Annotated in this window: 25 protein-coding genes; 19 read left to right on the top strand and 6 right to left on the bottom strand. The window is 53.8% G+C overall.

Annotated features, from left to right (window positions below; genetic code table 11):
- The first annotated feature begins 117 nt into the window (after positions 1-117).
- The 4 genes from MK110_19190 (at position 118) to MK110_19175 (ending at position 3,970) form a co-directional block, all read left to right on the top strand.
- On the top strand, positions 118-1,830 hold the full coding sequence (locus tag MK110_19190; protein MCH2213432.1) for a sodium:solute symporter: 1,713 nt from the start codon (positions 118-120) through the stop codon (positions 1,828-1,830).
- Complete coding sequence (locus tag MK110_19185) at positions 1,830-2,396, top strand: DJ-1/PfpI family protein (GenBank protein MCH2213431.1); 567 nt, start codon at positions 1,830-1,832, stop codon at positions 2,394-2,396. The genes MK110_19190 and MK110_19185 overlap by 1 nt, the downstream gene beginning before the upstream one ends.
- Positions 2,397-2,458: 62 nt before the next feature.
- Positions 2,459-3,229 carry a sugar phosphate isomerase/epimerase gene (locus MK110_19180; protein ID MCH2213430.1) on the top strand — a complete coding sequence of 257 codons (771 nt, stop codon included), beginning with the start codon at positions 2,459-2,461 and terminating at the stop codon, positions 3,227-3,229.
- A gap of 300 nt (positions 3,230-3,529) precedes the next feature.
- Positions 3,530-3,970, top strand: a complete 441-nt coding sequence (locus MK110_19175; GenBank protein ID MCH2213429.1) for a RidA family protein — start codon at positions 3,530-3,532, stop codon at positions 3,968-3,970.
- Positions 3,971-4,097: 127 nt separating this feature from the next.
- Here the strand turns inward: MK110_19175 and MK110_19170 are convergent, their stop codons facing one another.
- Positions 4,098-5,150: a Gfo/Idh/MocA family oxidoreductase gene (locus MK110_19170; protein MCH2213428.1), complete on the bottom strand. Its 1,053-nt coding sequence runs from the start codon at positions 5,148-5,150 to the stop codon at positions 4,098-4,100.
- Positions 5,151-5,520: 370 nt separating this feature from the next.
- On the opposite strand from MK110_19170, the gene MK110_19165 reads away from it, so the two are divergent.
- The 4 genes from MK110_19165 (at position 5,521) to MK110_19150 (ending at position 10,274) form a co-directional block, all read left to right on the top strand.
- Complete coding sequence (locus MK110_19165; GenBank protein MCH2213427.1) at positions 5,521-7,131, top strand: sodium-coupled permease; 1,611 nt, start codon at positions 5,521-5,523, stop codon at positions 7,129-7,131.
- A gap of 176 nt (positions 7,132-7,307) precedes the next feature.
- Positions 7,308-8,081 (top strand): aldolase/citrate lyase family protein, encoded by a 774-nt coding sequence (locus MK110_19160; protein MCH2213426.1) that lies wholly within the window; start codon positions 7,308-7,310, stop codon positions 8,079-8,081.
- A gap of 3 nt (positions 8,082-8,084) precedes the next feature.
- Positions 8,085-8,852: an SDR family oxidoreductase gene (locus tag MK110_19155; protein MCH2213425.1), complete on the top strand. Its 768-nt coding sequence runs from the start codon at positions 8,085-8,087 to the stop codon at positions 8,850-8,852.
- 342 nt (positions 8,853-9,194) lie between these two features.
- Entirely contained in the window at positions 9,195-10,274 is a 1,080-nt protein-coding gene (locus MK110_19150) for a pyridoxal-phosphate dependent enzyme (GenBank protein ID MCH2213424.1), read from the top strand.
- Positions 10,275-10,388: 114 nt separating this feature from the next.
- Here MK110_19150 and MK110_19145 read toward each other — a convergent pair whose 3' ends face one another.
- Positions 10,389-10,850, bottom strand: coding sequence for a RidA family protein (locus MK110_19145; GenBank protein MCH2213423.1), 462 nt, complete (start codon positions 10,848-10,850; stop codon positions 10,389-10,391).
- A gap of 269 nt (positions 10,851-11,119) precedes the next feature.
- On the opposite strand from MK110_19145, the gene floA reads away from it, so the two are divergent.
- The 10 genes from floA to MK110_19095 all read left to right on the top strand — a co-directional run bounded on the left by floA (position 11,120) and on the right by MK110_19095 (position 19,838).
- On the top strand, positions 11,120-12,100 hold the full coding sequence (gene floA, locus MK110_19140; protein MCH2213422.1) for a flotillin-like protein FloA: 981 nt from the start codon (positions 11,120-11,122) through the stop codon (positions 12,098-12,100).
- A gap of 357 nt (positions 12,101-12,457) precedes the next feature.
- Positions 12,458-13,534, top strand: coding sequence for a 3-oxoacyl-ACP synthase III (locus MK110_19135; protein MCH2213421.1), 1,077 nt, complete (start codon positions 12,458-12,460; stop codon positions 13,532-13,534).
- Positions 13,531-14,427 carry a formylmethanofuran--tetrahydromethanopterin N-formyltransferase gene (gene fhcD, locus MK110_19130; GenBank protein MCH2213420.1) on the top strand — a complete coding sequence of 299 codons (897 nt, stop codon included), beginning with the start codon at positions 13,531-13,533 and terminating at the stop codon, positions 14,425-14,427. Before MK110_19135 ends, fhcD begins: the two co-directional genes overlap by 4 nt.
- A 254-nt stretch (positions 14,428-14,681) precedes the next feature.
- Complete coding sequence (locus MK110_19125; GenBank protein ID MCH2213419.1) at positions 14,682-14,960, top strand: cyclic nucleotide-binding domain-containing protein; 279 nt, start codon at positions 14,682-14,684, stop codon at positions 14,958-14,960.
- Between the two features lie 351 nt (positions 14,961-15,311).
- Positions 15,312-15,665: a hypothetical protein gene (locus MK110_19120; protein ID MCH2213418.1), complete on the top strand. Its 354-nt coding sequence runs from the start codon at positions 15,312-15,314 to the stop codon at positions 15,663-15,665.
- A 72-nt stretch (positions 15,666-15,737) separates the two neighbouring features.
- Entirely contained in the window at positions 15,738-15,893 is a 156-nt protein-coding gene (locus tag MK110_19115; protein MCH2213417.1) for a hypothetical protein, read from the top strand.
- Positions 15,894-15,970: 77 nt separating this feature from the next.
- Positions 15,971-16,318 (top strand): hypothetical protein, encoded by a 348-nt coding sequence (locus MK110_19110; protein ID MCH2213416.1) that lies wholly within the window; start codon positions 15,971-15,973, stop codon positions 16,316-16,318.
- Between the two features lie 27 nt (positions 16,319-16,345).
- Complete coding sequence (locus tag MK110_19105; protein MCH2213415.1) at positions 16,346-17,308, top strand: formylmethanofuran dehydrogenase subunit B; 963 nt, start codon at positions 16,346-16,348, stop codon at positions 17,306-17,308.
- A gap of 80 nt (positions 17,309-17,388) precedes the next feature.
- Complete coding sequence (locus MK110_19100) at positions 17,389-19,023, top strand: formylmethanofuran dehydrogenase subunit A (GenBank protein ID MCH2213414.1); 1,635 nt, start codon at positions 17,389-17,391, stop codon at positions 19,021-19,023.
- The gene (locus MK110_19095; GenBank protein ID MCH2213413.1) at positions 19,020-19,838 is read left to right on the top strand and encodes a formylmethanofuran dehydrogenase subunit C; all 819 of its coding nucleotides are present in this window, start codon (positions 19,020-19,022) and stop codon (positions 19,836-19,838) included. The genes MK110_19100 and MK110_19095 overlap by 4 nt, the downstream gene beginning before the upstream one ends.
- 39 nt (positions 19,839-19,877) lie before the next feature.
- Here the strand turns inward: MK110_19095 and MK110_19090 are convergent, their stop codons facing one another.
- The 4 genes from MK110_19090 to MK110_19075 all read right to left on the bottom strand — a co-directional run bounded on the left by MK110_19090 (position 19,878) and on the right by MK110_19075 (position 25,287).
- A complete protein-coding gene (locus tag MK110_19090) occupies positions 19,878-20,675 on the bottom strand; it encodes a hypothetical protein (GenBank protein ID MCH2213412.1) in 798 nt (265 codons plus the stop codon).
- A 511-nt stretch (positions 20,676-21,186) separates the two neighbouring features.
- Positions 21,187-21,789 (bottom strand): DNA-3-methyladenine glycosylase, encoded by a 603-nt coding sequence (locus tag MK110_19085; protein ID MCH2213411.1) that lies wholly within the window; start codon positions 21,787-21,789, stop codon positions 21,187-21,189.
- A gap of 1 nt (position 21,790) precedes the next feature.
- Entirely contained in the window at positions 21,791-24,130 is a 2,340-nt protein-coding gene (gene rnr, locus MK110_19080) for a ribonuclease R (GenBank protein ID MCH2213410.1), read from the bottom strand.
- 161 nt (positions 24,131-24,291) lie between these two features.
- Entirely contained in the window at positions 24,292-25,287 is a 996-nt protein-coding gene (locus MK110_19075) for an HD domain-containing protein (protein MCH2213409.1), read from the bottom strand.
- 266 nt (positions 25,288-25,553) lie between these two features.
- Between MK110_19075 and MK110_19070 the strand changes: the two genes are divergently transcribed.
- Positions 25,554-26,152, top strand: a 599-nt coding sequence (locus MK110_19070) for a proline--tRNA ligase (GenBank protein MCH2213408.1), incomplete at its 3' end; no start/stop codon positions are given.

Here is a 26,152-nt window from a genome sequence, read left to right as displayed (position 1 = left end):
CTTTGAGCCGATCTGATGGCATTTTGAATTCGGCTTGAGCTGCAGGCTCATGGATCGGCGACATTCCGCTGCCAAATGATTTCAGCGGCTAACCGAAGATCCCTGGAAACGGAAACTATGGAACTTCGCACAGCGGACCTGGTGGTTCTGATTATCTACATGGCAGGCGTCTTCGGACTGGGATGCTGGTTCGCGCGGAAAAGCGGGACCACGCAGGAGTTCATGGCTGCCGGTCGTTCCCTTCCTGGATGGGCAGTGGGAATGTCTATCTTTGGCACGTACGTGAGCAGCATTGGGTTTCTGGGTAATACCGGCAAGGCCTTTGGCGGAACCTGGAACTCATGGGTCTTCGGTCTCTCGCTGCCGATCGCTGCCGTAATTGCGGTGCGCTGGTTTGTGCCGCTGTATCGCAGCAGAAACGCAATCTCTGCCTATTCGCAGCTTGAGGATCGGTTCGGTCCGTGGGCCCGTATTTACGCTTTGGTTTGTTTTCTGCTGTCGCAACTGGCACGAATCGGGACGATACTTTACCTGGTAGCCCTCGCGCTTGCTCCTTTGACCGGATGGGATGTGAAAACCATTATCCTGGTGACGGGGTTACTGGTCACGATTTACACTCTGCTCGGTGGTATTGAGGCCGTGATCTGGACGGATGTCGTGCAGAGTGTGGTGCTCATTGCGGGGGCGTTCCTGTGCGTGGGTATCGTACTGACTCAAATGCCGGCAGGTCCGGGGCAACTGTTCGAAGTTGCCAGTGCCAGTGACAAGTTCAGTCTGGGTAGTTTCAGTGCGCGGCCTGAGACGCTGTTTTTGAAAGAGCCAACATTCTGGATGGTGCTGCTGTATGGTGTGTTCATTAACCTGCAGAACTTTGGTATCGATCAGGGATTTGTGCAGCGCTACATCACAGCGAAGTCAGACGATGATGCGAAATTCAGTGTGTGGGTGGGCACAATCATGTTTCCTGTGGTGTCGATCCTGTTTTTCTTTATCGGGACAGGGTTGTTTAGCCTGTATCACACCGATACGACGCTGCTGGATGAGGTGAAATCCGATGTTGCCAGAGAGGAACTCCAGCGAACTCAAACGGAAGTTCCCACAGACGCTGACGTGGCAGCAGAAATCGCCAGAAAGGCAGCAGAGCTGACCGAGACTGCGAAAACACAACTTGAGAGTGAGGGAGCAGAGATCACGGAAGTCGCGGTAGCCGCTCGAAGCACGAAGCTGTGGGACAAAGATATCGCGGATAAAGTGTTGCCGCACTTCATCGTTCGCAAACTGCCGGTCGGTCTGGCCGGACTCCTGATTGCCGCAATTTTTGCTGCCGCAATGAGCAGTATGGATACGAGTCTCAACAGTTCGGCCAGTTTAATCCTGTGCGACGTTTACCAGCGGTACATGAATCCCGAATGCAGTGAACGCCAGTCTATGAAAGTGCTGTACGGAGCGACGCTCGTCTTTGGTGTGGCCGGTTCGCTTGCGGCTCTGGCAATGATCAACGTGAAGAGCGCACTCGACGCATGGTGGAATCTGCAGGGAATTTTTTCCGGCGGGATGCTGGGACTGTTCCTGCTGGGAGTGATCTCCAGGCGAGCCCAAAATGCACAAGCTGTCATTGGCGGTGTCCTCGGCCTGCTGATCATTATCTGGCTGTCGCTTTCCACGGGTGATTTCTGGCCGGAGACATGGAAGAGTTGGGCTAATCCGCTCCATTCGTTCATGACCATCGTCGTCGGAACCAGTTCGATTGTGCTCATCGGAATGTTTGCAGGACTCTTTGCGTCCCGAAACGATGTTGCAGTCCACGATACAAACCGGAATGGACAGTGATGCCAAAGATCCTGATGCCAATCGGTGATGCGACAGAAGCTCTCGACACGTTTTACGCCTATTACCGCTTGCCAGAAGACGGTTATGAGGTGGTTGTCGCCGGTCCGGAAGCCCGACTTTATCATACGGTGCTGCATGAAATTCCACCGAACCCGAGCGTTCCGTGGGATATCACTGAGGAACGTCCTGGGTATCATTTGCAGGCCGACGTTGCTTTTGCAGATCTGATGTCGGACGATTTTGACGGAGCCTTTATCTCCGGCGGCCGGGCACCGGAATACATTCGTTACGACCGCAATTTGTGCCGAGTCGTGCGAGAGATCGCTGAATCCGGCAAGCCGATCGCGTGCTTATGTCATGGCATTGAAATTCTCACCGCGGCCAGCTGTATTCAGGGAAAACGAGTGACCACAGTTCCCAAATGCGCGATGGATGCCGAACAGGGAGGAGCTCGCTACGTTGATGAAGACGTGGTTGTAGACGGGAGGCTGATAACCGCCAGAGGTTACCACCAGAACACTGAAGTCCTGAAAGAATTTGTTCGTATGCTGAAAGAGGCCGCCTGACGATGCAGTTATCCATATCCTGTCGAATTGCAGAGAGATTTCTTTCTAAAAGAGAACCCAGCATGTCGCTGGAAGAACTGGCGAGTCTGGCCGTTGATGCCGGATATGACGCAATCTGTATGCGTGCATCACAGATTGGTGTGCAGTCATCAGAGGATCAGGTGACGGCCGCTCGACGAGTTCTTGACGATCGAGGTCTTGCTGTCAGCATGGTGACCGGCGATTTTGATATCGTCTATAACAATGAAAACGGGCCCAACTGTCTTCGCGAGATCACACCGTACCTGGATCTGGCGGAAGCTCTTGGTGCACGACTGCTGCGTGTGTGCCTCAAACAACCGGAAGACATTCGCTATGCCCAGGCGGCGGCGGACGAGGCCGCAGAACGAGGATTGACGCTCGTTCATCAGTGCCACACCCTGAGTCTGTTTGAAACGCTCGACGGGATGGTGGACACGCTCGAAAAGATTAACCATTCGAATTTCGGGCTGATCTTTGAAGCCGCTAATCTTGAAGGATGTCGACAGGTATACGGTCTGGAAGCAGTCCAGCGTGTGGCTCCATGGATTCGGAACGTTTATTTACAGAATCAGCTACTGAACCCCGAAGGTGCCGTCACGCTGAATACCTGGTGTGCGGGGCCGGTATCCTTTGACATCACTCAGATCCATGAACCAGGCGGAATTGACTTTGAATCCGTGTTTGATGGATTGAAGATCATCGGATACGACGGACCGGTTACCGTTCATCAATCGGGACCGGAAGACGGCAAAACATTGCCGGTCTCAGCCGCCACACAAACGGCGGCATACCTCCGTGAACTTTGGAATTAAGAAAACCAATGAGGGGTTGTGCGCCTTTTACGGTGGTTTTTAGTGTCTGGCAGCTCTCGCTCACCGTTCAGGAATCAGTTCCGATATCGGACCGTGTCCTGATGTGACGCTCGATTATTCATGGATCAGGGGCGTCCTGCGGATTTCACTGAGACAGCGACGTTTTCGGTTCACTGAGGGTTCGGCTGTGGTTGGTATCGTCAAACGATTAGATCTGTGACGTTAACTTTGCTTTCTCAGACAGGGCGATAAACTTCGCGTTGCCAAATCATCATTTGAAAATTATCAAGGACTCTCGTAATGAGCACGACTCAAAAGGCCCAGGAACTGGGGATTGATCTTTCTGAACAGACTGCCGGATATCTCAACCTCTGTATCCGCAGCGGGAATCAACTGATCAGCTCCGGTCATACGAGTGATCTGAAAGGTGTACTGGGTAAAGGTGTTTCTGTTGATCAGGGATATGACGCCGCAAAAGACTGTGCCCAAAAGATCCTGCGATCCGTCTATAATACGCATGGTACACTGGACAATCTCAAAGTTGTGAAGTTGCTGGGCTGTGTTTACTCTGCGCCTGACTTCACGGACCAGCATCTGGTCATCAACGGCGCGTCTGACCTGCTGCATGAGCTGTTCGGCAAAGACGGCGATGGCTATCACGCTCGCAGCGCGCTGGGATTCGCCGCATTACCCACAGGAGCAGCCGTGGAAATCGAAGCGGTCTTCGAGATCAAGGCCTGATTTGGTTCTGACCGGCCTCGCCAGCGCGGACCAGGAAAGCTCCGGTTTCTACACCGGAGCTGCCAACGTTCTCTGGTGAACCCTGAATCGTTTTTACTGTTGAATTTTACGGAACCTGGCGTGCGTCTTAAGCGTCGTCGATCTGAATCGTTCGGCCGGTCTCAGACGATTCCAGCATGGCCAGGACGGCCGAGACCCCGGCACGCCCATCTGCCGTTGAGCCTTCCCCGCCTGCCCTGCCCTGAATCGTGTTCACAAACGACTGCATCTGGTCGCAATAGGCCTGCATGCGGTTCATTTGGAAGGCCGCATTGGAATCGTCGTGTCCAACAGTCGGTTGCTCGTACACATTTTCCACTGAGCCGTTTCTACCAAGCTGTAACTGACCAAAAGGATCGAAGTCGATGACACCGTCGTCGCCCATGATGCGAAAACGGAATGCTTCGCCCTGAAAACCGGGGGAAGGAACCACGCTGGAGGACCAGAATGTCGACATCGTGCCGTCCACAAAGCTGAGCAGCGCCATGGTGGTGTTTTCGTTGGGGTTATCTTCGCGAAATGTTCCACTGTGAGCGGCAACACTCATCAGTTCGGTACCCAGCCACCATCGGCAAAGATCAATATTGTGAGGTGCACTATTGATTAAATGAGCCACACTGCGCGGATCCGTCCACCAACTCCAGGTTCCGCCGAATCCATCGTCTTCCCGCATTGTGTTTATATCGAACAAACTTGACATCTGAACACAGCGGACGTTGCCAATCGCTCCTGACCGGATCAATTCACGAGTACGCAAATTTGACTCTCGAAACCGCTGATGGTAGCCAACCGAAAGCACCAGGTTACGTTCCGCGAACGTTGATGTCATAAGATCACAGTCCGCTACAGACGTGGCCATTGGTTTTTCGACCAGTACATGTTTACCCGCGGCTGCGGCTGCCAGGGATTCGCTGCAGTGACAGTGGTGTGGCGTTGAAATGATAATCGCATCGATGTCATTACGCCGAACGAGTGACTCAACATCGGGCTCGGTGTCAATCCCGTAGTCCTGTGCAAGTTTCGAGGCACGACGACCTCCGGCAACAGCGACGGGTTGTGTCGACGTCAGCTTATGTGCGGCATCGATGTGTGTCCGGCCCATGAATCCGGAACCCGTGACGCCAATTCTCAGTGGGGACATGTCACTGTTTCTCCATTCATGTGTGATCGAAATTTTGAACAGACCGGGCGAATCTGGACGGCCGTTCAGGATTTCGGAATGAGTCAGTTGACGCAGTACCTTAGATCGGCAGGTGAACGCTTCCGGGCTCGCCGGGACTTCGTTTGTGACTCGGGAAGTCCGACTCACCGTAAACAAATCTGCCGAAACCGAAAGTCTGCCAACGCAGAGGAAACCGGCATTTGTGTCTCTGCTGTTTCCGCGTTGCGGCGATGTACTCAGGAAATCAAATCACAGAACGGCCAGTACAGGACCTGACACGCTTGATCCGGCGCGAGATCATTGTGATGCTGTGGGATGTCTGACTCTGTTTTCGATTATTGTACACGCAATGAATGTAACTCGTATTCTGATATTCGCAGTGATTTGCTGCCGGATGGCCGTTTGTTCAGCGGCGGATTCGGCAGTCTCCGTTAGATCGAATGGTCTGGCAATCATCGATTGGGTCATCATCGCATGCTACGCCGGAGGCACAATCGGACTTGGCTGGTACTACAGTCGTCAACAGAGTTCAACTGAGGAGTATTTCGTCGGCGACCGGAAGATGAATCCGATATTTGTCGGAGTGTCACTCTTTGCCACGCTGCTGAGCACGATTTCCTATCTGTCGATGCCGGGAGAATCGCTGGGCAAGGGGCCGGTCGGGATGACCATCTTTCTTACTCTGCCTGTGGTTTACCTGGTAGTTGCCTACGGTCTGCTGCCGGTGTACATGAAGCAACAGGTCACCAGTGCATACGAACTGCTCGAAGACAGGCTTGGCCTGAGTGTGCGTTTGCTGGGAGCATTTCTGTTCATCTTGCTTCGTCTGACCTGGATGTCTCTGCTCGTCTTCGTGACGGCGCAGGCGATGGTCATCATGATGGGACTTGGTGATCAGTATATCCCGGTTATTGCTCTGGTCACTGGATTCGTGGCCGTGATTTACACGTCACTGGGAGGACTCCGGGCAGTGATCATCACTGATTTCATGCAGACGATCCTGTTGTATGGTGGTGCTCTGCTGGTGCTGGCGCTCATCTGTTTTGATCTGGGAGGTTTTGGCTGGTTTCCGACCGAATGGAATGATTCATGGGACACTCAGCCGTTTTTTCCTGACAGTCTGTCTACTCGTGCATCGTTTGTTGGTGCGTTTGCAAGTTTTCTGGTTTGGTTTGTGTGCACAGCAGGTGGCGATCAAACATCCGTGCAGCGTTTTATGTCTACCTCCAGTGCCAGTGCGGCACGCCGTGCCCTTGCTACGCAGCTCACGGTATCGGTGATTGTTGGTGTGACACTGGGACTGGTGGGGTTCGCACTGCTGGGGTATTACGAAGCGCATCCTGAGTTGGTACCCGCCGGTGCGTCACTCAAAGAAAATGCGGACAAAATGTTTCCTCACTTTATCGGATTCCATTTGCCGGTCGGAATAGCCGGACTGGTTGTCGCGGCTATGTTCGCAGCTGCGATGTCGAGCATTGATTCCGGCGTGAATTCGATTACTGCGGTTGTGATGACGGATGGTTTCGATCGTCTGGGCAGCAGAGCGCTCACAGAGCGCCAGCACGTTGTGCTGGCCCGTTGCCTTGCATTCGGGATCGGAGCCGTGGCAGTGGTTGGCAGTTCAATGATGGGTCTTGTGCCGGGGAATTTTTCCGAAGTCACGACCAGGACGGCAAACCTTCTGACGACTCCAATTTTCGGATTGTTTTTCTTTGCGTTATTTGTGCCGTTCGCAAGTCCGGCAGGAGCGTGGATTGGAACATGTTTTGGAACACTGACGGCTGTGCTGGTTGGATTTTGCGGTCCAATTTTTGGGACGGTTCCCGGAACTGACCTGCCTCCAATCAGTTTCTACTGGATTGGGCCCATGGCCCTTACTGCAAACATTATGACTGGCTGCATCGGTAGTTTGATTTTTCCCACCAGGCCGAAAGCAGGGGCCGATACTGCCGTAACGTAAGCCGGCTGCTTAGACTTCAGAAAAAGGCAGTGCCTCAGACCATGCGATTTGTGGTTTCCAGGCGGTCGGGGAAATCCGCTGTCGTTCCGAAAGACCTGACCGACAGTGCACAAGTTTACCGAAACAGATAGTGCTTACATTTTTCACGATACTTCGCCAGATCTTTTGAGACAATTATGAGACAAAGTAAAACGCTTACCCGACTGCGGAATAACGAATCGGTCCGAATGTGCAGTCTCGGACATTTCATTCCTGGATTTGTCAAACACGCTGCTCATCATGGATTTGACTGCATCTGGCTGGATCTGGAACATCGCAACTGGCCCGACCGCGATGTGCAGGCCATTCTGGCGTTCGCTCATCTGTTCGATATCGACATCATGCTTCGTGCTCCAACCCTGGAGAAAACCGCTCTCTATCGATATCTGGAAGACGGAGCGGCCGGACTGATGATTCCGCATGTGAGTACTGTGGAAAAAGCGATGATGCTGGTGGACTCCGTAAAATTTCCGCCTGTAGGAAATCGTGGACTGGATTCGGCGGGACTCGATGCAGACTTCCTTGCCAATGGTCCGGACGAATATCTGGCAGACGTCAATCAACAGACATTTCTGGTTGTTCAGATTGAAACTCCCGAAGCTGTCGAAAATGTTGACGCGATTGCGGCGGTTGAGGGGGTGGACTGTCTGTTTATCGGCCCCGCGGATCTTAATTTGCGGCTTCAGTATGATACCGGGGGGGTGTCGTTTGAAGACGCCTGCGAACGAGTTGCGGCGGCCTGTAAGAAACACGGCAAGGCGTGGGGCCTGCCGGCACCGAACCAGGAAGAACTGCAGCGTCGTACTGATCAGGGAGCCCGAATGCTGGCCCACGGTGGTGACTTTGGCGCTATGATGCAGATGCTGAAAGACTCTTCGGACACGCTTGATGCCGTATTTGGGGAGGCTTAATCGATGGACGTATCTGGAAAAACAGCATTTGTCACCGGAGCCGGTCGAGGAATCGGAAAAGGATGCGCCCTGGAGTTGGCCCGCCATGGCGCGGATCTGATTGTCAACGACCGGCCAGGAAGTCCGGATCTGCAGAACACGGTTAATGAAGTTCGGGCGCTGGGACGGACGTGTGAGTCGGTTGAAGGTGATGTGTTTGGGGGGGAAGGCTGTGAGCAGGTTGTTGCGGATGTGCTGGATGCGGCGGAGTCTGTCGACATCCTGATCAGCAATCCTGCCTATGGACGGCGCACACCGTTTCTGGAGCTGGATCGCCATGAATTTGAACGGATTGTTCAGGCCACGCTCACAGCCGGTTTTCATATCAGTCAGCTCGTGGCACGCCATATGGTGGAAAACGGCAACGGAAAAATTGTGTTCATCTCCAGCGTCCAGGCAGAACGACCGTACACCCAGTGTTGTGCTTATGGAGCCGCCAAAGCAGGCCTGAACCTGTTGATGCAGACCATTGCCGTGGAACTTTCCCCTTATCGCATCAACGTGAATGCGATCGAACCTGGCTGGATCGACACACCAGGCGAACACGTCACGTTTACGGAACAGGAAATTACTGAAAAAGGAAAACAGTTGCCGTGGGGCCGCCTGGGACTGCCGGCCGAAATTGGACGGGCGGCGACTTTTCTGTCATCCAGTGACGCCGATTACATCAGCGGTTCGATCCTCGCCGTTGACGGCTTATTCCGGTACAAGGACTGTATCCACCGATTTTAGTCTGACATGAAGTCCGTTCAGATATGCGTCATCAACCCTAAAGATTTGGTGAATGTGTAATGGACTGATTTCTGTTGAGCAGTCGAATTGTGATAACGACCGTGAGGGCAACAGGGGTTAATTTTTGAATCCCTGGTCCGGTGAGACGCAGGCACATGTTTTCGACATGTTTTCGTTGTCGCGAATCGTTTGCTGTATCGGTACCGTTCAATGTAATCCAAAATATTGTTCCGCTTGCTGCGATGTCAGAGAAGTCGGAGAACGACTCTATGGGGTTGTGCGCCTCTGTCGATGGCAGCTGTTCTCTGCCTGCAGCCGGAGCCTGTCCGGAAACACCATCGTATGAGTATCTGGAAGTATGCAGATTCGATTACGCCGATCGATGTCACGAATCGCATTACGCTTGGTGAGGGACAAACACCACTGGTCAGATCAAGGAAAATCGGGCCGGAAGCCGGTTTGCAGAATCTTTACTTTAAACTTGAGGGGACAAATCCGACCGGTTCCTTTAAGGATCGTTTTGCAGCGGCCGCTGTTTCACACATGCTGCAGATCGGAAAATCTGAATGTATTGCCACTTCCAGCGGAAACACGGGTGCTGCTCTGGCCGCTTATTCGGCGGCTGCCGGAATTCGATGCCGCATTGTCATCGCTGAGTCAGTACCGATTGGCAAAGTATCCCAAATGCTGGCCTACGGTGCGGACGTCTGCAGAGTGAAGGAATTCGGTCTGGATCCGGACATCGACCGTCGTGTCTTTCGGTTTCTTAAGAGACTTTCCGGCCAGCCCGGACGTGCACTCCTGGTGAGTGCCTATGTCTTCAGCCCGGAGGGGATGCGGGGCGTTGAAACATTGGGGATTGAGCTGGCAGAACAGCTTGAGGGGCTTCAGCACGTGTTTTGTCCGGCGGGAGGAGGCGGCATGTGTGTGGGAGTTTCTCGTGGGTTTGCCACACTCGGCCGAGATGACCGGCTGCACTGTTGTCCTGCCGTCCATTGTGTGCAGCCGGAAGGGAATGACACGATTTCCACCCGTCTTCGCGAGGGAGGGGAACGTGCCACTGATGTGGAATCGACATCCGGAATCAGTGGTCTGCAGGTTTCCAGAGTCGTCGACGGTCACCTGACGATCGAAGCCTGCCGGCTCACGGGAGGGACCGGTTATACCGTCACGGACGAGCACGTCTGGAATGTTCAAAAGAGGCTTGCACGTGAAGAAGGTATTTTCACGGAGCCTGCCGGAGCGGTTGCTCTGGCAGGAGTACTCAAGGCGGCTGCATCGGGTGAACTTCCTCGCGAAGCAACCACCGCATGCATCGTGAGTGGAATCGGATTCAAAGACACGGTGGCGGTCGATCGAATTAACAGCGATGTTGAATGCCCGGCAATTGATCCGGCCGCTCTGGAGAGTGAAATCGCGTAGACCTTCATGGAATTGACGTGTCCGGTTGTCCTGATGAACTCACTGTCATCATCGGCTGTATGACGCTGCGAATTGTTCAGCGTTGGACCTGGCGTGACTGAGATCGCCGGACTGTCAATCACGCAGCTCCACGATGGCTTCGACTTCAACTGCTATATTGCGGGGTAGAGAGCCCATTCCGACAGCACTTCGTGCAGCTCGCCCGTCTTCGCCCCAGATTTCCACCATCAGGTCGCTGAAGCCGTTGATCACTTTCGCATGATGTTGAAAGTCGGAAGCTGCATTGACCATTCCCAGCACTTTGATGAATCTCGTGACGCGATCGAGGCTCCCCAGTTGAGCTCGAATTGTGGCCAGCATCGTGAGTCCGACGGTACGAGCCGCTTCAATGCCCTGCTCTTCTGTGAGATCAGCGCCAACGCGGCCGGTGATCTTGCTGCCGTCGATGCGAACGGGGGGCTGTCCGGAGACGTACGCCGTGTCGCCGACAACGACAACAGGGCTGTATGTGCCGCCCGCCGGCGGAGCCGGCGGCAGATCCAGGCCGAGGTCGGAAATACGCTGTTCAATAGTCATGATTGTCGTTTTGGCCTTCGTGTAATCGAGTTCAGAACTGTGAGAAATAGATTTAAGACTGATCGAATTCAGCTCCCGATGGTCACCTTCAGATTTTCGGTGATCCTACCGACTGTTGTCTGTCGTGCAATTGGCCGCTGTCATCAAACTGTGGTCGCTGATAAGACTGATCTCCTGATTCAATTGAAGTCTGGCTCACAGTTTCCTTAGAATTGGTAGTGTCAGATGCACTCAGGACACGTTCAGTCACTCACTTGCCGGATCGCCCCATGCAGACTCTTCCTGATCTCCTGCTGCTCGCTCAAGAACGTTCAGGTCTGGCCATGGTTCTGCTGTATGGTGTGACTGCGATTTTCTTGTTGTTCGGGCTGGTCTTTGTGGCGATGTTTGTTCCGGTTTTCCCGCTGTGGATCCGGGCGATGACTTCCGGGGCCGTGATTGGTCCTCTCCAAATGGTCGTCATGAAGCTAAAAAAAGTAAATGCGACCGTGATCGTGGATTCGCGGGTGATGGCGGTCCAGGCCGGGCTTAGCAACATAACGAGTAACGCGATGGAATCTCACTACCTGGCGGGCGGCAACGTCCCCATTGTGATTCGTGCCCTGGTGGCCGCTCAGAAGGCCAGTATTGAACTGGACTGGAACACGGCGGCTGCAATTGATCTCGCCGGCCGCAATGTTCTGGAAGCCGTCCAGACCAGTGTTAAGACGAAAGTGATTGACTGTCCGGATCCCTCCAGGCACGGCCGCCACACGCTGGACGGTGTCGCCCGTGACGGGATTCAACTGAAAGCTCGGGCCCGGGTCACAGTTCGGACTAATCTGGGGCAGTTGGTGGGTGGAGCAACGGAAGAAACGGTGATTGCCCGTGTCGGTGAAGGTATTGTGTCGGCAATCGGATCCTGTGCGACGCACAAGGAAGTCCTCGCCAACCCGATGTTGATCGCTGCGACAGTGCTCAACAAGGGATTGGACTCCAGTACGGCTTACGAGATTGTCTCCATCGATATTGCTGATATCGACGTGGGCGACAACGTGGGTGCCCGACTGCAGGCAGATCAGGCTGAGGCTGATGTCCGTATTGCCCGTGCCAAGGCGGAGGAACGTCGCGCGATGGCGGTCGCGCAGGAACAGGAAATGTGCGCAAGAACGCAGGAAAATCAGGCTGAGGTCGTTCTGGCAGAGGCCGAGATTCCTCGTGCACTGTCCGAAGCCTATCGGGCTGGAAAGCTGCGGGTAGCGGACTCGTAGACAGAGTGCCCATGGCGACACATCGGCTGGTTGAGATCACATCTGTTCAGGGTACAATATGTCCCGCCCGTCAGAATGGCTCGTGCCAGGTTTCATGATATCCGGAAATTATGAATGACCGGATCGATATGCATCTGGCGCAGCACGAACGTGTTATTCTGTTGAATGGAATGCCATACGTTTGACGTTCAGTCATGGTGGAGACAGGTGAGTAGTGTAATGGGTCAAATCCAGATGCTCAGGCAAAGACTGGAATCCGGCGGTCTCCATTCCGCGATCGAACTTTGAGAGAAGTATTCATGCACGCCGGCGCACTTCGTCAAATGTGAAGTGCGTTGTCGTTTACCGGCTTGTCCAATGCGTTACAACCAGGTCTGCGTTGAAGCGGTCGTCCACAATCCGGCTCCCAACGTTGTGTCATCCGCTGAACTCGAAGAACAGTTGGCACCGGTTTATAAACGTCTGAGGCTTCCGACAGGACGTTTGGAACTAATGACCGGGATTCGCGAACGTCGATTCTATGATCCGGGAACGCTTCCAGGCCAGGTCAGCGTGGCCACTGCAAGGCTGGCAGTGGAACATTCCGGGATACCACCAGATCGATTTGGTGCTTTGATTCATGGGTCTGTGTGTCGTGACCGGATGGAACCGGCTACAGCTGCCGGAGTCCACTCGGAAAGTGGACTGCCGGACGAGGCCATCGTATTGGATGTCAGCAATGCCTGTCTGGGACTGCTCAGTGGTATGCTGCACGTTGCCGACATGATTGAGCTTGGTCGAATCCAGGCCGGGGTGATCGTGGGCACTGAAACGGCGCGGGGGCTTGTCGAAGGTACGATTGCCGGGTTGCTGAATGATACGCAGCTGACCCGCAGGTCGATCAAGGGCTCATTTGCATCACTGACAGTCGGATCGGGGTCGGCCGCCGTGGTGCTCTGTAGCGAGAGCCTGAGCCGCACACGCCACAAGTTTCTGGGGGGCGCATTTCTGTCTGATACAAATGCTCACAACTTATGCGCAGGAGGTGTGGATTCTGCCTCACCTGGTGACGGTCGTCCGCGTATGGAGACCGATTCCGAAGCTCTGTTGCATGCCGGTATCGCACTGGCCGAAAAGAACTGGGTACGTACGAAACGTGTTCTGAACTGGAGTAATTCCGACCCTGATCGCGTTTTCACTCATCAGGTTGGCAGGCAACACCGTACGCTGCTGATGGAACGGTTGCAGCTGGACCCGTTGCTGGACTATCCGACGGTGGAACGATTTGGCAATACCGGAGCCGTTGCTTTACCCATGGCCCTGGCAATGGGACTTGAGGAATATCCACCGCAGCCGGGAACCCGGCTTGCGCTTCTGGGGATTGGCAGCGGGCTGAATTCAGTGATGTTGGGAATAGAATGTGGTACCGGTACAACCCGGCAGGATGACTCATGACACAACATGCAAAAATTGAAGACACGTTTGCTGAAGCGTTTCCGATGGTTGCCACACGGTTGATCATCACCGCGTACGATCTGGATCTGGCGGCTCATGCCGCCATGGAATTTTGCGGCAACGCTTCGAGCGTGATTGGGTGCGATGCCGAAGCCGGAATCGAACAGTTTGTGGACGAAGCTGACAGTCCGGATGGACGACCCGCGATTGCTGTTCTTGTGTTTGCATTCAATAAGAAATCACTGCAAAGAGCTGTCACAAATCGCGTTGGCCAAAACGTACTGACCTGTCCGACGACCGCCTGCTATGCAGGACTCAGCAGCGACAGCAAAGACGATCGAATCCGGGTGGGAGGTCAATTGCGGTACTTTGGTGATGGTTTTCAGAGTTCGAAGAAGCTCGGTTCTCAGAGATACTGGCGAATTCCGGTGATGGACGGTGAGTTCCTTTGTGAGGATGAATTCGGGACCGTTAAAGGAGTCGGTGGAGGCAATCTTCTGATCTGTGCGCGTTCTCAGGCGGAAGCCCTCATTGCGACCAGAGCAGCAGTTCGGGAGATCTCTGATCTCACCGATGTCATCCTGCCCTTTCCTTCGGGGTTCGTGCGAAGCGGTTCCAAGGTGGGATCCCGGTATCCGGATCTGAAGGCCAGCACCAACGAGAAATGGTGTCCGACCCTGGTGGCGCAAACCGAATCAGTACTGGAGCTTAACGAGCGGGCAGTCTATGAAATTGTTATTGACGGGCTTTCTGAATCTGCTGTAGCCAGTGCCATGCAGGTCGGGCTTGATACTGCTGCGTCAATGGCGGGTGTTCTGCGAATCTCAGCCGGTAACTACGGAGGGAAACTTGGGCCTCACCATTTTTATCTGCAGAAGCTTCTGGACAGGTAGTATTCGCGGTCACGTCAGACCAGTGATCATCCGTGTCGAACAGGTCCGCAAATCACAGGAAAATATCAAGAATGCCATTCCGTCAGTGAACCGCATGCCGCATATGACCGGTATGCAGCCAGTGGCCATTCCGGATGATTTGAAGTGGTTGCAGTGTCGGCAGAAGTTTTATGTTGATCTTCTGTATTGAAGATTACGTTCATCCCTGAATCGAGGGGATTGAGCGAAATACACTGCAGGAAGAAGCGGGGTTGATGACTGATCTGAAGCACGAACCGACAGCGGACAAGTTGTCGGGTGACTGGCAAACCCTACTCGATTCTCTGGGACAGCGGGTTGAGAATATTCAGCTCACGCCGGGACAGCGATTTTTCTCTCAGCGTGATATTTCCGACGCGCTTTACATCCTGATTTCAGGTGAGCTGGCTGTGCGTGTCTGTCCACGAGGGAGCCACCTCGAGCAGGTCATTGCTCACATCCGTCCCGTTGAGCCCACTCTTGAGAATATGCTGGCTTACACCGAGCCTTTGTGAAGGAAAATCTTTGTCCGGCACCTTTGCGATGTGGTCCCAGCCTCTTGTAATGCCGTGTGGGTTTGGCATCTGTGGAACAGTAAGTTCCTTTACTACATGGTCGCGTCTTTGTTGGTATGGGGAATGTCAGTGACCAGACTGCTTCTGTCATTTTTCCGAAAGCAGGATTCGGCTTGTCGCGACAACTCGATTGCGGCGTCACAAATATTCTGAGCGCTAACAGTCTTTCGGACTGATATTCGCAATAGTGAGCGATTAATACTGATACCACACTCTCTCAATGGACAGGTTGTCCTTAAGGCATGTGATCGATACGATCTCCGGTTAATTTTCCATTAGAATTAGCACCCCATGCCGTCCAAACGCTTTATTCTCAACCCGTCCCGTACATCCAAACAGGGAGTTGGCATTAACTTCGGAAAATTCACAGAGGAATATGAACGCTCTGTCAGTACGATGACGATGCACCCGGAGGATATGGCATCGATTGGTGCGTCGGAGGGCGATACCTGTCGTGTTTCGACCCAGGAAGGCGAAGCAACCTTCACCTGTACTGCCGGAAAGGTTCCCGAGGGCCTCATTTTTGTTCCATACGGGCCCGCAACCTGTCAGCTCATGGGTGGTAGTACGGACGGCACCGGGATGCCGACGTCCAAAGGTTGGGAAGTTGAAGTCGAACCCATTGCATCCCTTGATGCTTCCTGAATAATGGGCATCCGTGTCTCGGTTCATTTCGATTGTTTAACGCCGAAAAATAAACGTTCATCAGGCTCCAGTATGTCCAGGATCAACCTCAATAATCTGAACGGTCCGGAATCACCTCACTTCTCCGGCGAGCAGCCGGAAAGTGTTCTGCCCTGGGAAGAAGTTGACGATGGACGGTTCATGCCACGTCGCATTCGGGGCAGTTATCAGGGACGAGCGCTGGGCTGAACGTTTCTCATCCCTTCGTCCGGTTCGGACGACTCTGCCCCCGCTGATCAGTCTGATACACAGTGCCAGGAAGAACTATGACGCTCCAGATTATCAGGAATGCAACGTGCACGTTTTGTGGCTGCGTTTGCGATGACATCGACCTGCACCATGATGAAATGAGGATCCACAAAGCAAAAAGGGCCTGCGTTCTTGGAACAGCTTGGTTTTTGAATCACACGGCTGAGCACAAGTACCCTGACGCTTTGATTGATGGTCAGTCAGCAACCGTTGAGGAAGCAATTCAGGCTGCTGCAACATTCCTGCACGAAGCCGATATGCCGCTCGTGTATGGAATGAGTAACACGACTTGCGAGGCTCAAAAGGAATGTGCCGCACTGGCCGATCAGCTGGGAGGGCTGCTGGACAGTCATACATCGTTGTGACACGGTCCCACTGAAATCGCCGCCCAGTTGGGTGGCAAGGTCACATGTACACTGGGCGAAGTTAAGAACCGAGCTGATTTTATTGTGTACTGGGGAGGAAACCCGGCGGAATGTCATCCTCGACATTTCACCAAGTACACCTTGATGCAAAAAAGTAAATTTCTGCCTAAGGGACGCAAAGACCGGACAATGGTCCTGGTTGACATTCGCGAAACGAAAAGTGCCAAAGCTTCCGATATTTTTCTGCAGGTGAAACCGGGAAAGGATTTTGAACTGATCACGATCCTGCGAGCAATGATCAAAGACCAGCCGATCAATCAGCAAATGGTTGAGGAGACAGGTGTCAGTCTTGACGTGCTTCAGGACCTCGTCAGCCGAATGAAGTCGTGCAAATTTGGCTGTATGTTTTTTGGCATGGGATTGTCAATGACACGTGGTAAGCACATGAATTCGGCTGCCCTCCTGACGTTGGCCGCAGAAATGAATGCCTACACCAAATTCGTGGCGATGCCCATGCGAGGACACGGGAATGTCACGGGAGCTGATGTCATTATGCGATGGCAAACAGGATATCCATTTGGCATCACGTTTAATCGCGGCTATCCACGTTATAACCCTGGTGAATTTTCCACAGTGGATGTACTTGTGCGAGGCGACACGGACGCTGCATTCATCATTGGCGCCGATCCCGGTGCGACGATGCCACAACCAGCGATCGATCACCTGGCCCGCATTCCCACGATCGTACTTGACCCGCATGTAACACATACCAGCAAACTGGCCCGCGTGCATATCACGACGGCACCTGCCGGAATCGCGGCACCGGGCACCGGATATCGAATGGATGAAATTCCCATGCCGCTCAAGCCGGCGCTGAAATCTCCCTATCCCACCGACGAGGAAGTCGTCCGTCGCATTCGCGAAGCCATCGCAACTAAACCGTTCTGGATGCCGGAAAACAGCGAGCAAATGACGCTGGCTCAGGTCTGAACAGTTCCGGCCGGCAGAACTGGCCCTGTGAACTGACGCTGTATGATCGGCGAACGGGAACAAAGAACCAAAGGCGAACCATGCTTCGCATTACCGGCGGCAAGATCTATGACCCCGCCAACGGCATCAACGGCGAGATTCGTGACCTGTTCATTCAGGACGGGCGACTGACGTCCCAGTCCGTCACTGGACGCACGATTGACGCTACGGGGATGATTGTCTTTCCGGGTGGCGTTGATGTGCATACTCATGTTGCCGGAGGAGCAATCAATTTTGCCCGGGCAATGACTCCGGAAGATCATCGTCGGACTCAGGCGTTTATTCGGTCCAGGTCCCGGCGGTCGGGGTTGGGGGGAATGGCACCGACCACGTTTGCGACCGGCTATCTCTATGCCGGTATGGGATTCACAACGGTGAACGAAGCCGCCGTTCCGGTGTTGTCTGCTCGTCATACTCACGAAGAACTCAGCGATATTCCGATCGTTGATAAGAGCAGTCTCGTGCTGATGGCCAACAATGAAATCATGCTCGATCTGCTTGAAGCCGGTGAATATGAACGTGCAAAGAATGTGATGGCCTGGTACCTGTGGGCCGCAAAATCGTACGGAGTCAAAGCGGTGAACCCTGGTGGAGTTACCGCGTGGAAATGGGGCAGGGACGCAAAACAGCTGACCGATTCTATTGAAGGTTACAGCAGGCTCACTCCCGGCAATATTGTCACTTCGCTGGCTCGCATGTGCGATGAACTGCAACTGCCGCATCCGGTGCACCTGCACTGCAACAATCTTGGAGCTCCCGGAAATATTTCCACGACCCTGGATACTTTGAAGCATCTGGAAGGAAGTCGCGCCCACATTGCTCACTCGCAGTACCACGCGTACGGAGGTGACGACTGGGATACGATGCAATCGGCCACCACAGAACTGGCTGAGTATTTCAACACCCATCCTGGCATTACCACCGATGCCGGTGCCGTTTTGTTCGGTGATACCGTCACGATTACCGCTGACGGTCCCTGGCAGCACCTCCTGTACAAACTCACCGGACGCAAATGGGGCAATCTGGATGTCGAAAATGAAACCGGGTGCGGTATTGTGCCCTACACTTATCGCCGCACCAACCTGGTCAATGCCGTGCAGTGGGCCGCCGGGCTGGAACTGCTGCTGCTGATCGAAGATCCATGGCAGGTGTTCCTGTCGACCGACCATCCCAACGGTGGCTGTTTCTGGCGTTATCCGGAAATCATTGAGCTGCTGATGTGCGCCGACCACCGTAAAGAATGCCTGAAACAACTACCAGACAAAATCAAAGGCCGCATTAAGCTGCCGGAAATTGAAAGAGAATACACTCTTTACGAGATCGCCACAGCAATGTCCGCCGGACCGGCGAAAGCACTGGGATTGAAAAACAAGGGGAGTCTGGGAGTGGGTTGCGACGCTGACATTGTGATCTACGAAGAAGACGACAGTGTCGTGCAAATGTTCAGTCATCCTCGCTACGTTATCAAATCCGGAGAGGTAGTCATCGAAGATGGTGACATTCGGGAGACACCGGAGGGCCGGGAGTTTCTGATTAAACCGAGCTACGATCCGTCCACCGAGGAATTCATTCAGCCGTTGTTCGAGGACTGCTACACGATGTCATTCGACAATTATCCGGTCGAGCTCGAGCGCATTGAACACCCGGATATTCAGGAATGTAGTGCCGCCGAATGAGCATCACTCTGACCTTGAAAGAACCGCCTTCCGTCCCGCTGGAAGCCGAGGTGTTGTCGCCATCGTGTCTGGCCGATCTTTCGAACGAAGAGATCTGTGGATTGCGGCTGTATCACGGCAAACGTCAGGTCCGAGTCGACGATTTTTTTAACGTCGACGGTGACTACAGCGATCAGGTGGAAATTCACGGTGATCTGCACCGTGTTCGATTACTGGGCCGCGCGATGGATCGTGGTCAGTTAACGATCCATGGCAGTGTGGGCATGCATCTGGGTGCCCATATGAAAGGCGGACGTATCGAAGTTCACGGAGATGCCGGCGACTGGATCGGTGCCGAAATGAAAAACGGCTTCATTCATGTTCACGGCAACGGCGGAGGCCAGATTGGCGGCGGATATCGCGGTAGTCTGCGAGGAATGAAAAACGGAACAATTATTGTGGACGGAACGGCCGGTCTGGAAGTCGGACTTAGAATGCGACGCGGCACGATAATTGTTGGTGGTATCGTCAAAGACTTTTGCGGATTGCAAATGAAGGGCGGGACAATTGTGCTGCTGGAAGGAGCTGAAATCCGTACCGGTGCCTGGATGAATCGGGGCACGATCATCTCGCTTAAACCTCTGCAGCTAATGCCCACATTTCAGTTGTCGTGCTACTACAATCCGACATTCATTAATGTCTATGCCAGATACCTGAAGCAACTCAACGTCTCACTGCCCTGGAAATCCCATGATGGCTCCTGGGCACGCTACTGCGGAGACTGCTCGGTTCCCGGTAAGGGAGAGATCCTTATCTGGACGCCTCACACGGAGTGACTGTTTCCGTATTTGGTCTGCCGTTTTGAGATCGATTTGTTAGGCAGCTTTGCGCAATTCGTTGTGCGTCTGCAGGCCGGTTTCCCGTGATTTGGCGATTTCGGCAGCTGCGTAGTAGTTGCCAAGTGCCGTAGTGGTCTGCTGATACAGTTCCGACAGGCTTTCCTGTTCTGACTCTGCCAGCTGCAGAAAGACGTCTTCGTCTCCACAGTCATAGCACAGCAGTTCGACTCCGTTGATGTGCGGGTGCTGCGCTGCGAGGGTCTGGTAATCCCTCTGTTGATAGCACACCGCTGCCCAGCCCAGCCAGGGCAGCGCCCAGCTGCTCTTCAACTGTGTGGCTTCTTCGAAAAAACGACGAGCTTTGTCGGAATCTCCAACCGCCAGTGCCGCCAGCCCTTCCATAGCGACGCCCAGAACGTTTCCGGTCAGTTCCTCACAGAAATTAGCGGCCTGATATGTACAGCCCGCATTCGCATTCTGAATATCTTCAACGAGATCGTCGTAACTCTGCAGCTGCTCAGTGGAGTCCCCAAGACCTGCCAGTTTGAGAAAAGCAGCAACCGTGGGACGATGCGGGAATGGCGGCGGAATAACGCCATCCAGCGCATCGTCTTCCGGGACACTGATCACCGACAGCGTTTCGACGTGCTGCCTGTCTCGCCGGTTGTCAGGCTGTTGATGATTCCACCCGCCCCGCAACGACTGAGCAATTCCCAGTATGGCTGCTGAGCCGGCGGCGATACCGGCAAGTACTAAATTGTTGGCATAGAAGTAAGCTGCCAGACCGGCAGCGGCAATGATCGATTGAAGCAGTGCAAACAACCAGACTTTCACGGCAGCCTCCATGCGCCCCTGTGTGACCGATCAGCAGAATCCGCCGATGGGTATGACTGACGAATTTCCAATACGTCTTACCACATTTGGTATCGGCAATTGACAGGTGAAGCGTGTGGTTCGGCTTGGAAATTCCTCAGCCTGACTCAGACGAATCAGCCTCTCGAAAATCATTCATCCGAAAAACCATCACCACTGAAAACACCGCTCTGTCAGGTGTCGTTTGCCCGGATCATCTGGTTTATCCATTACGCCGGCTCGCTAAACAAACGAATTCTGCCAACGTCGGAATAACAAAGACTGTGACTGACAATGTCCGGCCGAAACTCCGAACCGGACGTCAGGTTGGTTGCTTTGTTGGTGTGCTCCGTTCAATTTCGCGGAGTGACGATGCACTGGTTCCTTGGTCTGTGCGATACCTGACAATCCGTTACATGACAATTGCCGTGCCACCTGATTTTGCTGACCTGAATATCGCCGGTCCTGGGTACTGGTGCACAAATGATTCCGACTAACCGGAAGTTGGGTGATCATCGTCAGCAAAATTCTGTTTTCTCGTACCGCTGACGAACCTGCTGTTGTTTACTAAGAAACGCAGCATTAGAGCTTTTGCGGACGTGACCCCGATTCGAGGTGTACGAACGATGGTCGGCGGGCCATCACTCCTGTCGTTGGCAATCCATAGCCGTCTGTCACGAGTGAGATCCCAGCCATCCAGATTTCGTCCGATCTGAAAGGCCTCACACAGACGAGCCGGGCCGCGACACAGATCGTAAAGTCGATCCGTTCCGCGCCGCAGTTGCATCAAAGCGATTCCCTGAACAGGCTCCACGGCCCGGATCAGAACGGCCGAACCGACTCCCGGACTCTGTGTGACCACGTTAACACACTGCCGGGCATGTATGGTGTAGACGTAGGCTCGTCCTGCCGGTCCAAACATACTGGCGTTCTTCCGATTTGGACCGCTCGCCGAATGAGCTGCAGAATCGCCTTCGGATAAATACGCCTCTGTTTCAACAATGCGCCCGGTACACAGTCCGGCCCGAGTTCGTCTGCACAGCAACCGGCCGATCAGCTGCTGAGCAACCATGGCAGGAGCGACACCACAATCCATCTTATTGACTCCTTCGCCGCCGGCCACCCTTTTTCTTCCGTCGACTGGCAGGGTTGCGCTTCGATTTCTTTGCGGTCGGACGTTTGGCGTTACTGCCCTTCAGTTTCCTCCCGGCGGCAGATTTCTTCTTTGTTCCACCCTGCTTACGAGCAGATTTCTTCTTTGTTTCACCCTGCTTACGAGAAGTTGACGTGGCCGCTTTGTTCCTGGGGCCCCGGACTGCTTCCGGCAGGATCTGCAGGTCGAGTTGACGGCGATCAAGATTCACGTTGCTGACAATGACCCTGACGGGATCGCCGAGACGATACTGACGTTTCTTTCGGTCACCGATCAGTGTGCGGGTCGCGGGATCGTAGGTATAAAAATCATCAGTTAACGCGCTGATGTGGACCATTCCTTCCACGGGAATCTTCACGCCCTGACAGAACATCCCGAAGCTTTCGACGCCCGTGATGAACGCATCAAGTTCTTCACCAACGCGAGTTTCCATGTAACGCAGCAGCTTGATGCGCTTTAGTTCACGCTCGGCTTTTTCAGCTCGACGTTCCGTCAGTGAGCAGTTCTTTCCGAGCTGCAGCAGCTCATCCCTGTTGTTGCGTTTGACTTTACGACCGGCTGCCAGTTCTCCCACAATGCGGTGGATTGTCAGGTCCGGATAGCGACGAATGGGACTGGTGAAGTGGCAGTAGTGTTCTTCACTGAGTGCATAGTGTCCAACACCTTCCGGGCTGTACACCGCCTGCTTCATCGCTCGCAGGAGCGCGAAATTGAGTGCTCGTTCTTCCGGGCTGCCGGCTGCATCCAGTATCACCTGTTGTAACGCTTCCCGACTGAGAAACTGTTCCAGGTCATATCCCAGACCAACACAGAATTCCTGAAAACTCTTCAGCCGTAATTCATCAGGATGATCGTGGATACGACGCAGATATGAAATTTCTTTTCCCGTCAGCAGACCGGCAACAGCGATATTCGCCGCCAGCATGAATTCTTCAATGATCTCATGGCTGGCGTCATGATGGCTTTCATGTGCTCCTGTGACATTGCCGTCGTCGTCGAATTCAATCTCTACCTCCGGGATACCCATCTGCAGCGCACCGCCGGCAAATCTGTTGCGGCGAAGAATCATGGCCAGCGTATGCATCTTCTGCAGCAGCTTCAGTATGGCGCCGCTGACTTTGCCCTTAGCCGACTGTGGTTTTTCAATCAGCGGCATCACTTCTTCGTAGGCGAATCGCTTTGACACGCGAATCACTGAGTTGGCCACTTCGGCCCCCAGTGGTTTTCCTTTAGCATCGAATTCGATGAAGATGGTCTTGGTGTATCGCACCTGACCTTCCTGAAGACTGGCCAGGCCGTTACTGATCACTTCGGGCAGCATCGGAATCACATGATGCGGCAGATAGACACTGGTGCTTCTCTCGCGGGCTGAGCGATCAATCGCTCCTCCCGGCGTCACGAAGTGTGCTACGTCGGCGATGTGAACCCCCAGTTGCCAGTGACCTTGCCGATCACGACGCAGCGAAATGGCGTCGTCGAAGTCACGTGCGGTTGCCGGGTCGATGGTAACGATCGTTTCGTTTGTCAGATCCTGTCGCCCGTCCAGATTCGACTCGTCGAACATCTCGGCCTGTTCTCTGGCATCATCGAGCACGACCTGGCTGAATTCGTGAGGTATTCCCAAACCATAAATGACAGTCATCGTATCGATGCCTGGGTCACCCCGATGACCCAGTACTTTCGTCAGCACTGCTTCACCAACACGATTGGCTGACGGGAAACGCAGCATTTCGATCACAACTTTGTCATCCGGTTTTGCACCCTTTGATCCAGGATCACCGACATGGATCGCCTGATCAAATGCAGAACCATCGATACGCACAAAACCCTGTTTTTGCGATTCGAAGTAGGTCCCCACGAACACATTACTGGCTCGTTCGAGCACTTTTTCGACGCGGCCACATCGCTGCCCCCCCGACCGTCGGCGGCTGGTTAAGCGAACCATGACTTCATCGCCGGTTTGTGCGTCCCCCAGATCACGCGATGAAATGTAAATATCTTTTTTTTGCTGATCGGTCGGAGTCTCACCCGGAATCACGAAGGCTGCACCACTTTTGATACGACGAACGATTCCGGTCACGAATCCGGCGACTGTCCTGAGCCGCAGTCGACCTTTTTTACCTTTCCGTATTTGTCCGGACTCCACCAGTTCTGTCACCGCTTCGCGAAATTTCTTCATTCCCTTCCTGGGGATCTGCAGCTTCTTTCCGGCAGCAGTCACGTCCAGAGGTCGATAATTCGGATCGGACAGCAGTTCAATGAGCTGATCGCGAAGCCTGCTCACTGTTCATTCCTGTTGGTTGTTGGGGTTTGTGGCAATCCGCAGCGGGAACCTGACCGGGACACCCGACCCACTGCAGCCACAGCTACCTTGTGCTGCCCGTTGCCATCAATGTGAATGTTTGGCGGGAGTGTGTTTTGCGGCACACCAGAATCCGGTCTGTGTCAATGTGCTTCGTCACTTACGGCCGTTGTTCCATGCCCTTTGAACAGCTTCCGTTCCATCCGCGGACTGTAAGGAGTCCAGGCGGAATGTTTGTTCACGTCATCTTCGATACTGCGGGTAAACTCATGCAGTTTCGCATCCAGATTATCGATGTGGTGCAGCACCATGGCTTCCGGCGTCATTGGCACTCGCGGACTCCCGTGCTCCAGTGATCCATGATGACTGAGAATCATATGCTTCAGTCGCAGCACATCTTCCTTATCGACTTCGTCACCGCCCAGATGACCACGAGCCTCGAGCAGCTTCTGATTGAGAATTTCAATGGCGATATTCATATGTCCCAGCAGTTGGCCTTCGTCCGTGTAGGCCAGTGCCGGATCCCATGACAATTCCCGGACCTTACCCAGATCGTGCAGGAGGACACCCAGCAGCAGAAGATTGCGATTGAGCTGCGAATACAGACTGCACAGTCGATCGGCCACCTCGGACATGCTGACGATGTGTTCCAGTAACCCGCCCTGGTAGGCATGATGAGCTCTGACACCTGCCGGAGCCTCGCACAGTGCTTCGACCAGCGACTCGTCGTTCATAAAACAATCCGCCAGCGTTTTCAGTCGGTCACATGTAATCGTGCTGATCAGCTCTTTCAGGCGGTCGAGCAGCGGGCCGGCGTTCGACTGAGGCTGCGCGCGAAAATCGTCTGCGTCAAAATCACTTTGGGGTGCTAAATCGATGCGCGTGACGATGATCTGTAGCGCACCCTGATACAACTGAACCTTGCCTTTAACATGTACGACATCTCCGGTGGAAATGTGCAGGAGACGTTCTTCGGAAACATTCCACATGAGGCCACTGATGACTCCGGACGAGTCTCTCAGTGTGGCCAGCAGGTACATATCGGCATTGCGATTTGCCCGCAATTGTTTGTCGGCAAGCAGAAACACCTCATCAACGGTATCACCATCCGAAAATTCATTCACAAAGGTTCGTGACATCGATCCCCGCTTTCAATCCGGTAACCTGCTGCTGCAACTCGGACTGATGTAACAAAATGTGCCGACTGAGTGGCCGGCCCGAAGTAGCTGAACCGCAGATCTTAGGACGGTGTCATGGACACAACAACCGCAGGGATCAGCGTATCTGTTGATTGTTCCGGGGTTTGCCGCATCAGGGTCTCTGCTAGAATCTGCCGCTCAATCACTCAGGGCTGTGCGGCTGGTAAAAGTCCCGCGGCCCGCTACATGACCTGCAGGATACATTCATGCGGTGGACCCAAACTTTCATCCCCACACTCAAAGAAGTTCCGTCTGATGCCGAAGTGCCCAGCCATCAGCTGATGCTGCGATCCGGACTCATTCGGCAGCTCATGGCCGGGGCCTACAGCTATCTGCCGCTGGGCTGGAGGACGGTCCGCAAAGTCGCACAGATCGTGCGCGAAGAAATGGATCGAGCCGGGGCCATCGAAATGTTCATGCCGGCCATTCAGCCAATCGAACTTTTCGAACGAACCGGTCGCAAAGACGCCTTTGGTGATGTCCTGTTTAACTTCGAGGCAAAACGCGGCGATCGCAGCCTGCATTTTGCACTGGGACCGACACACGAAGAAGTGATCACGGATCTCGTTTCCCGAGAGATTCGCACCTACAAGCAACTGCCGCTGACGCTGTACCAGATCCAGACGAAGTTTCGTAATGAGGAACGCCCGCGTTTTGGTGTTCTGCGTACCAGTGAATTTTTAATGAAAGATGCGTACAGCTTTAGTTCAACGGTGGAAGAACTCAATACCATCTACGATGCGATGTACAGTGCCTACTGCCGCATCTTTGAACGCTGCGGTCTGGACTACATCCCCGTTGAAGC

It is taken from the genome of Fuerstiella sp., from assembly GCA_022447225.1.
Lineage (GTDB): Bacteria > Planctomycetota > Planctomycetia > Planctomycetales > Planctomycetaceae > S139-18.
Note: the sequence above shows the minus strand (reverse complement) of the source record. Positions and strands in the feature narration are given on the sequence as shown.

Bases quoted from the DNA above. Each gene is read 5' to 3' on its own strand.
- MK110_19190 (MCH2213432.1), top strand. From the start codon at position 118: ATGGAACTTCGCACAGCGGACCTGGTGGTTCTGATTATCTACATGGCA.
- MK110_19185 (MCH2213431.1), top strand. From the start codon at position 1,830: ATGCCAAAGATCCTGATGCCAATCGGTGATGCGACAGAAGCTCTCGAC.
- MK110_19180 (MCH2213430.1), top strand. From the start codon at position 2,459: ATGTCGCTGGAAGAACTGGCGAGTCTGGCCGTTGATGCCGGATATGAC.
- MK110_19175 (MCH2213429.1), top strand. From the start codon at position 3,530: ATGAGCACGACTCAAAAGGCCCAGGAACTGGGGATTGATCTTTCTGAA.
- MK110_19170 (MCH2213428.1), bottom strand. From the start codon at position 5,150: ATGTCCCCACTGAGAATTGGCGTCACGGGTTCCGGATTCATGGGCCGG.
- MK110_19165 (MCH2213427.1), top strand. From the start codon at position 5,521: ATGAATGTAACTCGTATTCTGATATTCGCAGTGATTTGCTGCCGGATG.
- MK110_19160 (MCH2213426.1), top strand. From the start codon at position 7,308: ATGAGACAAAGTAAAACGCTTACCCGACTGCGGAATAACGAATCGGTC.
- MK110_19155 (MCH2213425.1), top strand. From the start codon at position 8,085: ATGGACGTATCTGGAAAAACAGCATTTGTCACCGGAGCCGGTCGAGGA.
- MK110_19150 (MCH2213424.1), top strand. From the start codon at position 9,195: ATGAGTATCTGGAAGTATGCAGATTCGATTACGCCGATCGATGTCACG.
- MK110_19145 (MCH2213423.1), bottom strand. From the start codon at position 10,850: ATGACTATTGAACAGCGTATTTCCGACCTCGGCCTGGATCTGCCGCCG.
- floA (MCH2213422.1), top strand. From the start codon at position 11,120: ATGCAGACTCTTCCTGATCTCCTGCTGCTCGCTCAAGAACGTTCAGGT.
- MK110_19135 (MCH2213421.1), top strand. From the start codon at position 12,458: ATGCGTTACAACCAGGTCTGCGTTGAAGCGGTCGTCCACAATCCGGCT.
- fhcD (MCH2213420.1), top strand. From the start codon at position 13,531: ATGACACAACATGCAAAAATTGAAGACACGTTTGCTGAAGCGTTTCCG.
- MK110_19125 (MCH2213419.1), top strand. From the start codon at position 14,682: ATGACTGATCTGAAGCACGAACCGACAGCGGACAAGTTGTCGGGTGAC.
- MK110_19120 (MCH2213418.1), top strand. From the start codon at position 15,312: ATGCCGTCCAAACGCTTTATTCTCAACCCGTCCCGTACATCCAAACAG.
- MK110_19115 (MCH2213417.1), top strand. From the start codon at position 15,738: ATGTCCAGGATCAACCTCAATAATCTGAACGGTCCGGAATCACCTCAC.
- MK110_19110 (MCH2213416.1), top strand. From the start codon at position 15,971: ATGACGCTCCAGATTATCAGGAATGCAACGTGCACGTTTTGTGGCTGC.
- MK110_19100 (MCH2213414.1), top strand. From the start codon at position 17,389: ATGCTTCGCATTACCGGCGGCAAGATCTATGACCCCGCCAACGGCATC.
- MK110_19095 (MCH2213413.1), top strand. From the start codon at position 19,020: ATGAGCATCACTCTGACCTTGAAAGAACCGCCTTCCGTCCCGCTGGAA.
- MK110_19085 (MCH2213411.1), bottom strand. From the start codon at position 21,789: ATGGATTGTGGTGTCGCTCCTGCCATGGTTGCTCAGCAGCTGATCGGC.
- MK110_19075 (MCH2213409.1), bottom strand. From the start codon at position 25,287: ATGTCACGAACCTTTGTGAATGAATTTTCGGATGGTGATACCGTTGAT.